We start from the raw sequence: 14055 nt of genomic DNA on the forward strand, positions 1-14055 counted from the left end.
CCGCCGTACGGTCCGGAGCATGCGCAGACTCGTGGTGACCGCTGCCGTCCTGACGGCGCTGGCCGGTTCCCTCGCGGCGGGGCCCGCCGGCCCTCCGCCGCTGCCCGCCCGGCTGGCCGACACGGGCGGCGGAACGCAGCTGATCACGGCGGAGGCACCCACCACGGGCTCCACCACGGGCCGGCTCCGGTGGTGGGACCGCCGACGGGAAGGGTGGGTGGCCGCCGGTTCGGCCCCGGCACGCTTCGGCGCGAACGGCCTGGCCGAGGGGGCCACCCGCACGCAGGGCACGAACACCACCCCCACCGGCCTGTACGACCTGCCGTACGCCTTCGGCACCGAGCCCGCCCGGCCGGGTACCCGCTACCCCTACCGCCGGGTCGGCGACCGCTCCTGGTGGTGCCAGGACAACGCCTCGCGGGCGTACAACCGCTGGGTGGAACCACGGCCGGACGACTGCCGGGCCGAGGAGTCCGAACACCTCGCCTCGTACGGGACGCAGTACGCCCGCGCGCTCGTGATCGGCTTCAACTACGCGCGGCCGGTGCGCGGCCGGGGCGCCGGGATCTTCCTCCACGTCGACGGCCGGGGCGCGACGGCCGGCTGCGTGTCGGTGCCCGCGGCCGCCATGGAGCGGATCCTGGCCTGGGCCGACCCGGCCCGCCGGCCGCACATCGCGGTCGGGACCCGGTCGGGCCCGACCGCGATCACCCGGTACTGACCGGCGCCGGGCGGCTAGGCCGTGTTGCGAAAGTCCCGTCTGCCCTCCGGGCAGACGACGCCACTTTCGCCACACGGCCTACGAGCCTGTCGGCGCCTCGGAAGCGTGCGTGCCGGACCACGTCCGCTCGATCAGAGGTCACCCGACAGGCCCTCAGACGTCGTTCTGCGCCAGCCGCAGCAGATGGTCGGCCAGCGCCTGCCCGCCGGCCGGGTCACGGCTGATGAGCATCAGCGTGTCGTCGCCCGCGATCGTGCCGAGGATCGCCTGGAGTTCGGCCTGGTCGATGGCGGAAGCGAGGAACTGGGCGGCGCCCGGCGGGGTGCGCAGCACCACGAGGTTGGCCGAGGCCTCCGCGGAGATCAGCAGCTCCGCGGAGAGCCGGCGCATCCGTTCCTCCTTCGCCGACCCGCCGAGCGGCGCCTGCGGGGTGCGGAAACCGCCCTCGCTGGGCACCGCGTAGATCAGCTCGCCGCCGGTGTTGCGGATCTTCACCGCGCCGAGTTCGTCGAGGTCGCGGGAGAGGGTCGCCTGGGTGACGCTCAGCCCGTCGTCGGCGAGGAGCCTGGCGAGCTGGCTCTGCGACCGCACCGGCTGCCGGTTCAGGATGTCCACGATCCTGCGGTGGCGCGCCGTGCGGGTCTGCGGCACCGACGGCCCGCCGTGGTCGGTCTCGTGCGCCTCGTTCATCGTCGTGGCCTCATTCTCCGGTTCGTCCGTCCCCGTAAGCCGCGTCGAGGGCTCCCGGAAGGACCCGCAGGAACGCGTCCGCCTCCGCGTCACCGATGATCAGCGGCGGCATGAGCCGGACGACATCGGGGGCGGGCGCGTTGACCAGGAGTCCGGCTCCCTGAGCCGCCTGCTGCACCTGCGGTGCGAGGGGTCCGGTGAGCACGATACCCAGCAGCAGTCCGGAGCCGCGGACGTGGGAGACCAGGGGGTGCCCGAGGCCCTCGACGCCGTTCCTGATCTTCTCGCCGATCCGCTTCACCCGGTCCAGGGCGCCGTCGGCGGCGAGGGTGTCCAGGACGGCGAGCCCGGCGGCGCAGGCGACGGGGTTGCCGCCGAACGTCGTACCGTGCTGCCCCGGCTTCAGCAGGTCGGCCGCCGCACCGAACGCGACGGTGGCGCCGATGGGCAGTCCGCCGCCGAGACCCTTGGCGAGCGTGACGACGTCCGGCTCGACCCCTTGGTGGGCCTGGTGCTCGAACCAGTGGCCGCAGCGCCCGATCCCGGTCTGGACCTCGTCCAGGACGAGCAGGGTGCCGGTGGCACGGGTGATCTCCCGGGCGGCCTCCAGGTAGCCCTTCGGCGGGACGACGACGCCGTTCTCACCCTGCACGGGCTCGATGACCAGGAGGGCGGTATCGGTCGTGACCGCGGCCCGGAGGGCCTCGGTGTCGCCGTACGGCACGTGCGTGACGTCGCCGGGCAGTGGCAGGAACGCCTCGCGCTTCGCGGGCTGGCCCGTCAGGGCGAGGGCGCCCATGGTCCGGCCGTGGAAACCGCCGTCCGTGGCGACCATGTGCGTGCGCCCGGTCAGCCGGCCGATCTTGAACGCGGCTTCGTTGGCCTCGGCGCCGGAGTTGCAGAAGTAGACCCTGCCCTTCCGGCCGAAGAGCTGGAGGAGCCGTTCGGCGAGCGCGATGGGCGGCTCGGCGGTGTAGAGGTTGGAGACATGGCCGAGGGAGGCGATCTGTGTGGCGACGGCCTCGACCACGGCGGGGTGGGCGTGACCGAGCGCGTTGACCGCGATACCGCCGACGAAGTCGAGGTACTCGGTGCCCTCCGCGTCCCACACGCGGGCGCCCGCGCCGCGTACCAGGGGAAGCTGCGGGGTGCCGTAGTTGTCCATCAGCGCGCCCTGCCAGCGCCGGGTGAACCCCTCGTTGCTCATGACTCCCCCTCGGCGTCGTCCGCGGTGGCGGGTGCCGGGTCGGGCACGACCATCGTGCCGATCCCCTCGTCGGTGAAGATCTCCAGCAGGATCGAGTGCTGGACGCGGCCGTCGATGACCCGGGCGGTCTCGACGCCGTTGCGGACGGCGTGCAGACACCCCTGCATCTTGGGCACCATGCCGCTGGAGAGGTCGGGCAGAAGCTTCTCCAGCTCGGTGGCGGTGAGGCGGCTGATCACGTCGTCGCTGTTCGGCCAGTCCTCGTACAGGCCCTCCACGTCGGTGAGGACCATCAGCGTCTCGGCGTTCAGCGCGGCGGCGAGGGCGGCGGCCGCGGTGTCGGCGTTGACGTTGTAGACGTGGTTGTCCTCGGCGGAGCGGGCGATGGAGGAGACGACCGGGATCCGGCCGTCGTCCAGCAGGGCCTGGATGGCTCCGGTGTCGATCGAGGTGATCTCCCCGACCCGGCCGATGTCGACGGACTCGCCGTCGATCACCGGGCGGTGCTGGGTGGCGGTGATGGTGTGGGCGTCCTCGCCCGTCATGCCGACGGCGAGCGGACCGTGCTGGTTCAGCAGGCCGACGAGTTCACGCTGCACCTGGCCCGCCAGCACCATGCGGACGACGTCCATGGCCTCCGGTGTGGTGACGCGCAGCCCCGCCTTGAACTCGCTGACGAGACCCTGCTTGTCGAGCTGGGCACTGATCTGCGGGCCTCCGCCGTGCACGACGACGGGCTTCAGGCCGGCGTGCCGCAGGAAGACCACGTCTTGGGCGAAGGCGGCCTTCAGCTCCTCGTCGATCATGGCGTTGCCGCCGAACTTGATGACGACGGTCCTGCCGTTGTGGCGGGTCAGCCAGGGCAGCGCCTCGATGAGGATCTGGGCCTTGGGCAGCGCGGTGTGCTTCCTCGCCGCGCTCATGAGCTGTACGCGCTGTTCTCGTGGACGTACTCGGCGGTGAGGTCGTTGGCCCAGATGACGGCCGATTCCGTCCCCGCCGCGAGGTCGGCGGTGATCCTGACCTCGCGGTAGCGCATGTCGACCAGGTCGCGGTCCTCGCCGACGCTGCCGTTCCTGCACACCCAGACGTCGTTGATGACGACGTTGAGCCGGTCGGGTTCGAAGGCGGCCTTCGTGGTGCCGATCGCGGAGAGGACCCGGCCCCAGTTGGGGTCCTCACCGTGGATGGCGCACTTGAGGAGGTTGTTGCGCGCGATGCTCCGACCGACCTCGACGGCGTCGTCCTCGGTGGCCGCGTTGACGACCTCGATCCGGATGTCCTTGGAGGCCCCCTCGGCGTCACCGATCAGCTGTCGGGCCAGGTCGGCGCAGACGCTGTGCACGGCCCGGCCGAACTCGGCCTCGCCGGGGGTGATTCCGCTGGCCCCGGAGGCGAGCAGCAGCACGGTGTCGTTGGTGGACATGCAGCCGTCGGAGTCGACCCGGTCGAAGGTGGTGCGGGTGGCGGCGCGCAGCGCGGTGTCGAGAGTGGGCGCGTCGACGTCGGCATCGGTGGTGAGGACGACCAGCATCGTGGCGAGGCCCGGGGCGAGCATGCCGGCACCCTTGGCCATGCCGCCGACGGTCCATCCCCCACCGTCGGCCACGGCCGTCTTGTGGACCGTGTCGGTGGTCTTGATCGCGAGGGCGGCCTTCTCGCCACCGTGCTCGCTCAGGGCCGCGGCGGCCTTCTCGATGCCGGGCAGCAGCTTGTCCATGGGCAGGAGCACGCCGATCAGCCCGGTGGAGGCGACCGCGATCTCGCCGGCGCTGTGGCCGGTGAGGACCTCGGCGGCCTTCTCGGCCGTGGCGTGCGTGTCCTGGAAACCCTGAGGACCCGTGCAGGCGTTGGCGCCACCGGAGTTGAGGACGACGGCGGTGACCTCGCCCCCCTTGAGCACCTGCTCCGTCCACAGGACGGGTGCGGCCTTGACGCGGTTGGAGGTGAAGACGCCGGCCGCGGCGCGGCGGGGCCCGTCGTTGACCACGAGGGCCAGGTCCGGGTTACCGCTCTCCTTGATTCCGGCGGCGATGCCCGCCGCCGTGAATCCCTTGGCTGCCGTGACGCTCACGGTGCGACTCCGATCGTGGAAAGACCTGTGTCCTCGGGAAGCCCGAGGGCGATGTTCATGCTCTGCAGGGCGCCTCCGGCGGTGCCCTTGGCGAGGTTGTCGATGGCGCTGATCACCACGATCCGGCGGGCCGCCTCGTCGTACGCGACCTGGACCTGGACGGCGTTGGACCCGTACACGGCCGCGGTCGCGGGCCACTGCCCCTGGGGCAGCAGGTCGACGAACGGCTCGTCCGCGAACGCCTTCTCGTAGACCGCGCGCAGCACCCCGGCGTCCACTCCGGGCCTCGCCTTCACGTTGCAGGTGGCGAGGATGCCGCGCGGCATGGGCGCCAGGGTCGGCGTGAAGGAGACCGTGACGGGCTCACCGGCCGCGGCGCTGAGGTTCTGGATCATCTCTGGGGTGTGCCGGTGCACTCCCCCGACGCCGTACGGGGACATGTTGCCCATCACCTCGGAGCCGAGCAGGTGCGGCTTGGCCGCCTTGCCCGCGCCGGACGTACCGGAGGCGGCGACGACGACGGCGTCGGGTTCGGCGAGGCCGGCGGCGTACGCCGGGAACAGCGCGAGCGAGACGGCGGTCGGGTAGCAGCCGGGCACGGCGATGCGCTTGCAGCCCTCCAGGGCCGCGCGGGCCCCGGGTAGTTCGGGCAGGCCGTAGGGCCAGGTGCCGGCGTGCGGCGAGCCGTAGAACCTCTCCCAGTCGGCGGCGTCCGCCAGCCGGAAGTCGGCGCCCATGTCGACGACGAGCACCTCGTCACCGAGCTGCTCGGCGACGGCGGCGGACTGCCCGTGCGGCAGGGCGAGGAAGACGACGTCGTGCCCGGCGAGCACCTCGGCCGTGGTCGGCAGCAGCACCCGATCCGCGAGCGGCCTCAGGTGCGGCTGCACCGCGCCGAGTTCCTGGCCCGCGTTGGAGTGGGCGGTGAGCGCGCCGATCTCGACGAGGGGGTGCGTCAGCAGCAGACGCAGCAGCTCCCCGCCCGCGTATCCGCTCGCTCCGGCCACGGCCGCTCGTACCACCATCGAAACCTCCTCGTCGATGGCATGACTATACGCAGCTACGCACTTTTATGCAAAGACTCGGGTTCCGGGGCACCCGGGTACGACTGCGCGCCGACCCGGCCCACGAGCGCTCGACCGGCTCGACCGGCTCGGTGAGAGCCGCGGCCGCAGACCGGGCGGAGGCCCGCCCTGCCCACCCGCGCGGATGCTGCGGGACGGGGCGGCGGCGCCGACCGGCCCCCTGTCGGTGGGCGGGGCTACCGTGCGTGGAAACGGCCCGGCGCGAGCAGGAGATGATCATGACCACATTGGACAACCGGCCGAACACCGCCCTCCTGGTCGTCGACGTGCAGAAGGGCGTCGTCGAGGAGGGCCACCGGCGCGACGCGGTCGTCTCGAACATCGCCGGCCTCGTCGAGCGGGCGCGGCAGGAGCGGATCCCGGTGATCTGGGTCCGGCACTCCGACGAGGAACTCACTCGGGGGAGCGACGACTGGCGGATCGTGCCGGAGCTCACTCCCGTGGACGCCGAGCCGCTCGTCGAGAAGAGCTACGGCGACTCCTTCGAGGACACCACTCTGGAGACCGTGCTCTCGGAACTCGGTGTCGGACGGCTCGTCGTCGTCGGCGCGGAGACGGACGCCTGCATCCGCTCGACCCTGCACGGTGCGTTCACCAGGGGGTACGACGCGACCCTGGTCAGCGACGCCCACACGACGGGCGACAGAACGGCATGGGGCGCGCCGCCGCCGGACCAGGTCATCGCGCACACGAACCTGTACTGGACGTACCAGACGGCTCCGGGACGGACGGCTGAGGCGGTCGCGAGCGCGGACGTCGTCCTCGGCGGCGCCTCCTGACGCCCCGCGTCGCGCCCGTCGGCGGCCACGACGCACACCCGGGGCCGGCCGGATCGCGCACCGGTCCGCCCGGCCACCCGGCCACCCGGCCGCCCGGGCCGGCGGGCCGGTTGCGGACCCCGCGCGGGTCACAGGTGGCAGAGTGGTGGGGTGAGGCCTTCGGGCTGCGGACCGTGCCGGGAACAGCGCGGAACCCCGCCCGGACCTACGCGACACAGAGCTCGCGCGGGGCGAACGCGGGCACGGGCCCCCGGAGGGAATGAGCGGCGATGAGTGACATCGCGGACGAGATCTACCGCGTCCACCGGGAGACCGGCGAGCGGCGTGGGGCCGCCGGCCCGGTTCGCACCGTGCTGGCGCGGCGCGTCTTCGACGCGGAGGTCGCCGAGGTCTGGGACGCGGTGACCTCTCCCGAGCGGCTGCGCACGTGGTTCCTCCCGGTGGACGGGGATCTCCGGGCCGGTGGGCGGTACCGGATCGAGGGGAGCGCCGAGGGCGAGATCCTGGCGTGCGTGGCGCCGGAGCGGCTGCGGGTCAGCTGGCTGGCCGGGCCTGACCCCGGGTTCAGCGAGGTGGAACTGCGGCTGGCGCCGGACGGCGCAGGCCGCACGGTCCTCGAACTCGAGCATGCCTCCGAGGTGCCCGAGGAATTCTGGCGGCAGTTCGGCCCCGGGGCGGCCGGGGTCGGCTGGGACCTGATGCTCCTGGGGCTCAGCAGGCACCTCTCCGGCGCCGCGAGCGACGTGGAGGCGGGGGCGGACTGGCCGGCCTCCCCCGAGGCGAAGGATTTCGTGACGCTCTCGGGAGAGGCGTGGGGTGCCGCGTACGCCGCGTCGGGTGCGGACGCGGAGGTCGTGGCGGCCACCACGGCGGCGACGATCGGCTTCTACACGCAGACGTGAGCGCCTGCGTTCCCCGGGTCACGTCTGCGGGGAACGGTATGCCCCGTACCGACCACGGCTGTCGTACGGGCGGAGGGGCGCATGGCGGCGGCTGACCCGGCATCGATGGTCGTGCGGATGACCGGCGGTCCGGCAACCGGCGCAGGCACCGGGGCGGGAGCGGGGCGGGCGCTCGCTGTGAGGGGTCGCACGGGAGGCCCGACCTCTGCCGGGAGGGATCCTCTCCGCGAAGGTCGCAGGCCCCTGTCCGGTCGGCCGCGGCCGCCGCCCGGTCCGTCCTCCGCTCAGGGCGTACACCTCCGGGGGACAGCCGTCCCGCACGGGCCGTGCGGGACGGCCGGCACAGCTCACCGTCCCCGGAGGACGCGGGTCAGGAGCGGCGTCCGGAGTCCTGAGCACGGGCCGCGTCGCGCTCCTTGATCCGCGCGGCCTCCTTGCGGACATCGGCCTGGGTGGCGCGCTCCTTCTGGAGCCACTCCGGGCTTTCCTTCTTCAGTTCGTCGATCTGCTCGGTCGTGAGCGGCTCCGTGACCCCGCCGCGGGCGAGCCCGGCGATGGAGACGCCCAGCTTCGAGGCGACCACGGGCCGGGGGTGCGGGCCGTTGCGGCGCAGTTCCTGCAGCCACTCGGGCGGGTCGGACTGCAGCGCGTTCAGCTCGGCGCGCGAGACGACGCCTTCCTGGAACTCGGCGGGGGTGGCTTCGAGGTACACACCCAGCTTCTTCGCCGCGGTGGCGGGCTTCATCGTCTGGGTGGTCTGGTGCGACGTCATGAAGCCCAGGGTATCCACCACGTACGACGCCTCCGACCACGGCCGGTAACCTGGCGGGGTGACAGGCTCGGAAGTACCCCCTTCGTTCCGGCTCGCCTACGTCCCGGGCGTGACCCCGACCAAGTGGGTGCGAATCTGGAACGAGCGACTGCCCGGCACCCCTCTGACCCTCGTCGGCGTGCCCGCCGCGGAGGCGGCCGGTCTGCTGCGTGACGGCGGCGCCGACGCCGGTTTCGTGCGGCTGCCCGTCGACCGGACGGATCTCAGCGCCATCCCGCTGTACACCGAGACGACCGTGGTCGTGATCCCCAAGGACCACGTCGCCACGGCCGTCGAGGAGATGTCGGCCGAGGACCTCGCCGAGGAGGTCGTGCTGCACCCCCTCGACGACAGCCTCGACTGGGAGCACCCGCCCGGCCTGCCCGCCTTCGAACGGCCCGCCACGACGGCGGACGCCGTCGAGCTGGTCGCGGCGGGGGTGGGACTGCTCGTCGTCCCGCAGTCGCTGGCCCGTCTGCACCACCGCAAGGACCTCACCTACCGGCCCCTGACAGGCGCCCCCGAGTCGCGGATCGCGCTGTCGTGGCCGGAGGAGCGGACAACCGACCTGGTGGAGGAGTTCATCGGGATCGTCCGCGGCCGTACCGTCAACAGCACCCGGGGCCGGCCGCCGACGCCTCCGCAGCCCAGGAGCAAGGCCAAGGCCGCTGACAAGAAGAGCGGTACCCCCCGCAAACCGGCGGCGGGCCAGACCTCCCGCGGCGGCTCGGGCGGCGCGAAGAGCCCCAGGAGCGGCGCGAAGAACACCAAAGGCGGCGCGAAGCGCGGAAAGCCCCGCCGCCGCCCGTAGCGGGCCGGGCGAACGGGCCCGCAGGGACCGGCCGCGGGCTGCCGTGCGCACCGGCCGGTCGGCCCGCCGATGCCTCCGGCCGGGTACCGCACGGGCTCATAGGGCCCCGTACACCGCCTCGACCAGTGCCATCTTGCGCGGGTCGTCCGCGATGTGCGGGCCCATGCGGTTCATGACGTATCCGAGCGCGAGGCCGGCCTCCGGGTCGGCGAGCCCGCAGGAACCGCCGGCGCCGTCGTGCCCCACGGCGCGCGGGTTGGGGCCGTACGAGGCGTGGGGACCGCTCAGCCAGAGCCCGAGGCCCAGCTCGGTGTCGTGGGTGAAGCCGGTGCCCAGCACCAGGTCCCGGCAGCTGCCCTGCCCCTCGCGGACCCGTTCCGCGGCCTCTTCGGAGAGGACGCGCCGGCCGTCCAGGCTGCCGCGTCCGGCGACGATGCCGTAGAGGGCGGCGACCGCGCGGGCGGTGCCGTGGCCGTTCGCGGCGGGGATCTCGGCGGCCCGCCACGCGGGGGTGCTGGCAGCGGCGGTCCCGGTCGCGGGGTTGAGCAGGGAGGCGATGGCCACCGGCTCCATCCGGGCGAAGATCGTGGCCTGGGTACGGGCGACGGTGCCGGGCCGGACGAGTTCGGCGACCCGGCCGGCGTGCTCCTCCGGGAGGCCGACGGTGAAGTCGATGCCGAGCGGTCCGGTGATCTCCTGCCGCAGGAACTCGCCGGGCAGCAGGCCGGTGATCCGGCGGACGACCTCGCCGATCAGGAACCCGAAGGAGATGGCGTGGTATCCGGAGCGGGTGCCGGGCTCCCACCAGGGTTCGGTCGCCGCGAGGCGGGCCGTGGTCAGCTCCCAGTCGTAGAGCTCGGCCAGCGTGTGCGCCCGGCGCAGTCCCGCGACGCCCGACCGGTGCGAGAGCAGGTGGCGTACGCGGACGGACTCCTTGCCGGCGGCGGCGAACTCGGGCCAGTACGCCGAGACGGGGGCGTCCAGGTCCAGGAGGCCCCGGTCGGCGAGGATGTGTGCGCACAGCGCGGTCGGGCCCTTGGTCGTGGACCAGACGTTGACCACGGTGTCCCGCTCCCATGGGCGGGTACGCGCGCTGTCGGCCCAGCCGCCCCAGAGGTCCACCACCGGTGAGCCGTCGAGGAGGACGGTGACGGCAGCGCCCAGTTCGTCGCGTTCGGCGAAGTTCGCCGCGAACGCGTCGCGCACGGCGGCGAAGCGGTCGTCGCAGAAGCCGTGGATCTGCGGCACGTCTCTCTCCTCGGCTCGGGGACTGCACCGTACCGGCTGGTCGGATCGGCGGGAAGGCGTCGCGCGCGGAACCCCTCGGCAGGGCCCCTTCCCGGTCAGCCGGCGAACGCCCGGAGGCTGAGGCTCCAGCGGCCGGGAAGACCGGTGAGGGTCAGGGTGGAGAGGGGACGGACGTCCACACGCCAGTACACCGACGGCGGGACCTGCAGCGCGTGGACGAGGGCGGCGCGGATCACGGCGGGTTCGGCGACGGCGACGACGGAGCCCCCGAGGGCCGGCCGGGTGTCGAGCCAGTCCCCTATCCGGGAGATGAAGGCCAGCAGCGGTTCGCCGCCGTGCGGGGCGGAGCGGGGGTCGGCGAGCCAGGCGTCGACGGAGGCCGGTTCGCGGGCGGCCACCTCCGCCAGGGTCAGGCCCCGCCACCGCCCCATGTCGCAGTCGCGCAGGGCGGGCTGGGTGAGCGGGGCGAAGCCCAGGGCGTCCCCGGTGGCACGGCTGCGCGGGGTGGGTGAGCAGTAGCGCAGTTCGGCGGCGCCCAGAGGCACCAGGGCGTGCGCGACGAACTGCACCTCGCGCCGGCCGGTGGGGTCGAGCGGCCGGTCGTCGTCGAATCGTTCGGCGAGGAGGGCTGAGCTGCGTGCTGCGGCGACGAGCGAGACCCTGACACTCATGGGCGCGATCGTGGAACCGAACGCCGCCCCGGTCAAGAGGGCGGCCGGGCGGCGTGTACGACTGTCCGGATCCGGACCCCGGCGGGTGCCCCTCCGGTCGAGCCCCCGCCGGCCCCCCACGCTTCCGGCGCCCCGACATCGCACGCGGAACCTCGTCCGCCGTCCGGGCGCCGGTCACCCCACGGACTCTCAGTCGATGTGGAGGGCCATCCACATGTCCGGTTCGGCGAGCGGGGCGAACCCTGTGCCCGCGTAGACCCCGTGGGCGTCCTTCGTCGCGAGGACCAGCCGGCGGACCCCCAGGGGGGCGAGGTGGTCGCGTACGGCGGTGACGAGCCGGGTGCCCAGGCCCTGCCCCCGGGCGGCACGGTCGACGTACACGTCGCAGAGCCAGGCGAAGGTGGCGTGATCCGTCACCGCCCGGGCGTACGCGGCCTGTTCGCCCGTCGCGAGGTCGTACGCACCGAAGTTGAGCGAACCGGCGATCGCCCGGTCCTGATGCTCGCGGGTGCGGCCGGACGCCCAGTAGGAGTCCGTGGAGAGCCAGTGGTGGATGCGGGCCGCGTCCAGACGGGCCGGGTCCGGGGAGATCTCGTACCGCTGTGCGGGAGTGCGGGTGTCGGTCATGGGCGGGAGGCTATCGCCCGGCCGCCGGCAGTTCGTCCCAGGCGGTGCGCAGCCTGCGTACGCCCTCGGCGATCTCGGCGGGCCCGGAGACGGCCGCGAAGCTCAACCGCAGGTGTCCCGCCGGGGGTTCGGCGCAGTGGTACGGGCTACCGGGGGCGACGGCGACGCCGGCCCGCAGGGCGGCCGAGACCAGGGCCGGCTCCTCGGCCCCCGGCCCGGGGAGCCGGAGCCAGACGCTGCCGCCGCCGGACGGCACGTACGCCAGGGTGAGTTCGGGCAGCCGGGTGCGTACGGCTGCGGTCATCGCGGTGCGACGGGTGCCGAGTTCGGCGGCCACGGCCCGCAGATGGCGCTCCCAGGCCGGGGAGCCGACGAGTTCGAGTGCGGCCTCCTGGAGTGGCCGCGGCACGAAGAAGCTGTCCACGACCTGGATGGCGCGCAGCCGTTCGCGGACGGGCCCGCGGGCGGCCAGCGCGCCGACGCGGAGGCTGGGGGAGGTGATCTTGGTGAGGGAGCGCACATGGATCACGACGCCGTCCGGGTCGTGGGCGGCCAGAGGTTCGGGCAGGGGTCCGGCGTCGTCGTGGACGAGGTGGCGGGCGAAGTCGTCCTCGACGACGAAGGCGCCCACCTGCCGGGCGGCCCGCACGACGCGTTCGCGCCGCTCGGCGGCGAGCGTGACGCCCGTCGGGTTCTGGAAGAGCGGCTGGCAGACGAAGACCTTGGCCCCGGTGGCGCGGAACGCGGCCTCCAGCAGGTCGGGACGGACCCCGTCGGCGTCCATCGGCACGGGTACGGGCCGCAGGCCGGTGGCGCGGGCGGCGGCCAGCATGCCCGGGTAGGTGGGTGATTCGACGAGGACGGGGGCGCCGGGCGGGGCGAGCGCGCGCAGCGCCGTGGCCAGGGCGCTCTGCCCGCCCGCCGTGACCAGGACGTCGGAGCCGGTGAGGGAGCCGCCGATCTCCCGGGCGAACCAGGCGCGCAGTTCGGGCAGGCCGCAGGTGGGCGGCCTGCCCCACGCGCCCGGCCGGCGGCCGGCTCGGGCGAGGGCGGAGGCCAGGGCCCGCTCGGGCTGGAGGCCGGGGTGGAGGTAGCCGCCGTTGAACTCGATGACGCCCGGCGGGGGTGCGGCCAGCGTGACGAGGACACCCGAGGCGTCCACGGTGCGCGGCACGACCTCGGGTCCGGTGTCGCTGCTGAGCGACACCTCCTGCCAGGAGGTGTCCCCCGGATCGGGGAGGGCGGTGCGCGCCTCGGCCCGGAAAGCCCCGGCGCCGGGCCGGGTGACGACCAGTCCTTCGGCGGCGAGCTGGGCGATGGCCCGGGAGACGGTCACGGGGCTGACGCCGAAGCGCTGGACGAGTGCGCGGCTGGACGGCAGCTTCCCACCGGGTGAGTAGCGGTTCAGTTCCCCCTTGAGGGAAGTAGCCAATTCGGAGGCGCTGCTACGCTCGTGCATGACAGCACAGGATAGCGCTACTGCACACACGGCGATAGCGGTCGAGGAAGCCCCCCGGATACCGGGGCGCACCGGTGGCGGCGTACTGCTCGCCGGTCTCGGCGTCGTCGCCTTCTCCCTGACCTTCCCGTCCACCGTGTGGGGTCTGGAGAGCTTCGGCCCCTGGTCCCTCGTCGCGCTGCGCAGCCTGCTCGCCGCCCTGATCGCGGGCTGCGCCCTGCTGGCGGGCCGGGTGCCGCTGCCCGCCCGCCGCCACTGGGGCGGCCTCGCCGTGGTGGCGGGCGGCGTGGTGGTGGGATTCCCGCTGCTGACCACGCTGGCGCTGCAGACCTCGACCAGTTCGCACGCCGCCGTGGTGGTGGGCCTCCTGCCGCTGACGACAGCGCTCCTGGCGGCCGCGCGCACCGGCTCGCGCCCGCCGCGCGCCTTCTGGGCGGCCGCCCTGGCCGGGGCCGCCGTGGTCATCGCCTTCACGGTCCAGCAGAGCGGCGGGGCGCTGACCGGCGGCGACGTGTACCTGTTCGGTGCGCTGCTGGTCTGCGCGGCCGGCTACACCGAGGGCGGCAGGCTGGCCCGGGTGATGCCGGGCTGGCAGGTGATCGGCTGGGCCCTCGTCCTCTGCCTGCCGCTCGCGGTGGCCGGGGCCGCGGTGGCCCTGCCCTTCGAACCGGTGCACCTCACCCCGCGCGGAGTCGCCGGACTGGTCTGGGTGGCCGCCGGATCGACCTTCCTGGGTCTGTACGCGTGGTACCGGGGCATGGCGGAGATCGGCGTCCCGCGCGCCAGCCAGCTGCAGCTGGCACAGCCGCTGCTCACCCTGGCCTGGTCCTTCCTCGCACTCGGCGAGGAGGTGTCCGCGGCGGCCCCGGTGGCGGCCGTGGCCGTCCTGCTCTGCATCGCGGCCACCCAGCGAACGGGCGGCCGGGGGTCAGGCCGCCCGGGAGGCGGCGACGCCGCGCAGCCATAGACT

Annotated in this window: 15 protein-coding genes; 5 read left to right on the top strand and 10 right to left on the bottom strand. The window is 73.8% G+C overall.

Features of this window, described 5'->3' with window-relative positions; genetic code table 11:
* The first annotated feature begins 19 nt into the window (after nt 1-19).
* A complete protein-coding gene (locus BA175_RS22570) occupies nt 20-721 on the top strand; it encodes a L,D-transpeptidase family protein (protein WP_069173323.1) in 702 nt (233 codons plus the stop codon).
* A 153-nt stretch (nt 722-874) separates the two neighbouring features.
* On the opposite strand, the gene BA175_RS22575 is transcribed toward BA175_RS22570, so the two are convergent.
* Genes BA175_RS22575 through argC form a run of 5 tightly spaced genes read right to left on the bottom strand, consistent with a single transcriptional unit; the run spans nt 875 to nt 5717 of the window.
* Nucleotides 875-1411 carry an arginine repressor gene (locus BA175_RS22575; RefSeq protein ID WP_069173324.1) on the bottom strand — a complete coding sequence of 179 codons (537 nt, stop codon included), beginning with the start codon at nt 1409-1411 and terminating at the stop codon, nt 875-877.
* A gap of 10 nt (nt 1412-1421) precedes the next feature.
* Nucleotides 1422-2618, bottom strand: coding sequence for an acetylornithine transaminase (locus BA175_RS22580; RefSeq protein ID WP_069173325.1), 1197 nt, complete (start codon nt 2616-2618; stop codon nt 1422-1424).
* The gene (gene argB / locus BA175_RS22585) at nt 2615-3541 is read right to left on the bottom strand and encodes an acetylglutamate kinase (protein ID WP_069173326.1); all 927 of its coding nucleotides are present in this window, start codon (nt 3539-3541) and stop codon (nt 2615-2617) included. The genes BA175_RS22580 and argB overlap by 4 nt, the downstream gene beginning before the upstream one ends.
* Nucleotides 3538-4692 carry a bifunctional glutamate N-acetyltransferase/amino-acid acetyltransferase ArgJ gene (argJ, locus tag BA175_RS22590; protein WP_069173327.1) on the bottom strand — a complete coding sequence of 385 codons (1155 nt, stop codon included), beginning with the start codon at nt 4690-4692 and terminating at the stop codon, nt 3538-3540. Before argJ ends, argB begins: the two co-directional genes overlap by 4 nt.
* The gene (gene argC, locus BA175_RS22595) at nt 4689-5717 is read right to left on the bottom strand and encodes an N-acetyl-gamma-glutamyl-phosphate reductase (RefSeq protein WP_069173328.1); all 1029 of its coding nucleotides are present in this window, start codon (nt 5715-5717) and stop codon (nt 4689-4691) included. The genes argJ and argC overlap by 4 nt, the downstream gene beginning before the upstream one ends.
* Before the next feature lie 278 nt (nt 5718-5995).
* On the opposite strand from argC, the gene BA175_RS22600 reads away from it, so the two are divergent.
* Both BA175_RS22600 and BA175_RS22605 read left to right on the top strand, forming a co-directional pair.
* A complete protein-coding gene (locus tag BA175_RS22600; protein ID WP_069173709.1) occupies nt 5996-6556 on the top strand; it encodes a cysteine hydrolase family protein in 561 nt (186 codons plus the stop codon).
* 269 nt (nt 6557-6825) lie between these two features.
* A complete protein-coding gene (locus BA175_RS22605; protein WP_069173329.1) occupies nt 6826-7458 on the top strand; it encodes an SRPBCC family protein in 633 nt (210 codons plus the stop codon).
* A 370-nt stretch (nt 7459-7828) separates the two neighbouring features.
* Here the strand turns inward: BA175_RS22605 and BA175_RS22610 are convergent, their stop codons facing one another.
* Nucleotides 7829-8230, bottom strand: coding sequence for a DUF5997 family protein (locus BA175_RS22610; RefSeq protein ID WP_069173710.1), 402 nt, complete (start codon nt 8228-8230; stop codon nt 7829-7831).
* A gap of 58 nt (nt 8231-8288) precedes the next feature.
* Here BA175_RS22610 and BA175_RS22615 point away from each other — a divergent pair, with 58 nt between their 5' ends.
* Entirely contained in the window at nt 8289-9080 is a 792-nt protein-coding gene (locus tag BA175_RS22615; protein ID WP_069173330.1) for a LysR family substrate-binding domain-containing protein, read from the top strand.
* 96 nt (nt 9081-9176) lie between these two features.
* Here the strand turns inward: BA175_RS22615 and BA175_RS22620 are convergent, their stop codons facing one another.
* The 4 genes from BA175_RS22620 to BA175_RS22635 all read right to left on the bottom strand — a co-directional run bounded on the left by BA175_RS22620 (nt 9177) and on the right by BA175_RS22635 (nt 13085).
* Complete coding sequence (locus tag BA175_RS22620; RefSeq protein WP_069173331.1) at nt 9177-10328, bottom strand: serine hydrolase domain-containing protein; 1152 nt, start codon at nt 10326-10328, stop codon at nt 9177-9179.
* A gap of 95 nt (nt 10329-10423) precedes the next feature.
* Complete coding sequence (locus BA175_RS22625; RefSeq protein ID WP_069173711.1) at nt 10424-10999, bottom strand: histidine phosphatase family protein; 576 nt, start codon at nt 10997-10999, stop codon at nt 10424-10426.
* A gap of 189 nt (nt 11000-11188) precedes the next feature.
* The gene (locus BA175_RS22630) at nt 11189-11626 is read right to left on the bottom strand and encodes a GNAT family N-acetyltransferase (RefSeq protein ID WP_069173332.1); all 438 of its coding nucleotides are present in this window, start codon (nt 11624-11626) and stop codon (nt 11189-11191) included.
* Between the two features lie 10 nt (nt 11627-11636).
* Nucleotides 11637-13085: a PLP-dependent aminotransferase family protein gene (locus BA175_RS22635; protein ID WP_069173333.1), complete on the bottom strand. Its 1449-nt coding sequence runs from the start codon at nt 13083-13085 to the stop codon at nt 11637-11639.
* Here BA175_RS22635 and BA175_RS22640 point away from each other — a divergent pair.
* Nucleotides 13084-14052: a DMT family transporter gene (locus tag BA175_RS22640; RefSeq protein WP_069173334.1), complete on the top strand. Its 969-nt coding sequence runs from the start codon at nt 13084-13086 to the stop codon at nt 14050-14052. The two genes, BA175_RS22635 and BA175_RS22640, sit on opposite strands and share 2 nt — an antisense overlap.
* Nucleotides 14053-14055 lie beyond the last annotated feature (3 nt).

The organism is Streptomyces griseus, from assembly GCF_001715295.1.
In the GTDB taxonomy this organism is placed as follows: Bacteria; Actinomycetota; Actinomycetes; order Streptomycetales; family Streptomycetaceae; genus Streptomyces; species Streptomyces griseus_G.

Coding starts and splice junctions, on each gene's coding strand:
- BA175_RS22570 (WP_069173323.1), top strand. CDS start 20: ATGCGCAGACTCGTGGTGACCGCTGCCGTCCTGACGGCGCTGGCCGGT.
- BA175_RS22575 (WP_069173324.1), bottom strand. CDS start 1,411: ATGAACGAGGCGCACGAGACCGACCACGGCGGGCCGTCGGTGCCGCAG.
- BA175_RS22580 (WP_069173325.1), bottom strand. CDS start 2,618: ATGAGCAACGAGGGGTTCACCCGGCGCTGGCAGGGCGCGCTGATGGAC.
- argB (WP_069173326.1), bottom strand. CDS start 3,541: ATGAGCGCGGCGAGGAAGCACACCGCGCTGCCCAAGGCCCAGATCCTC.
- argC (WP_069173328.1), bottom strand. CDS start 5,717: ATGGTGGTACGAGCGGCCGTGGCCGGAGCGAGCGGATACGCGGGCGGG.
- BA175_RS22600 (WP_069173709.1), top strand. CDS start 5,996: ATGACCACATTGGACAACCGGCCGAACACCGCCCTCCTGGTCGTCGAC.
- BA175_RS22605 (WP_069173329.1), top strand. CDS start 6,826: ATGAGTGACATCGCGGACGAGATCTACCGCGTCCACCGGGAGACCGGC.
- BA175_RS22610 (WP_069173710.1), bottom strand. CDS start 8,230: ATGACGTCGCACCAGACCACCCAGACGATGAAGCCCGCCACCGCGGCG.
- BA175_RS22625 (WP_069173711.1), bottom strand. CDS start 10,999: ATGAGTGTCAGGGTCTCGCTCGTCGCCGCAGCACGCAGCTCAGCCCTC.
- BA175_RS22630 (WP_069173332.1), bottom strand. CDS start 11,626: ATGACCGACACCCGCACTCCCGCACAGCGGTACGAGATCTCCCCGGAC.
- BA175_RS22640 (WP_069173334.1), top strand. CDS start 13,084: ATGACAGCACAGGATAGCGCTACTGCACACACGGCGATAGCGGTCGAG.
- BA175_RS22635 (WP_069173333.1), bottom strand. CDS start 13,085: ATGCACGAGCGTAGCAGCGCCTCCGAATTGGCTACTTCCCTCAAGGGG.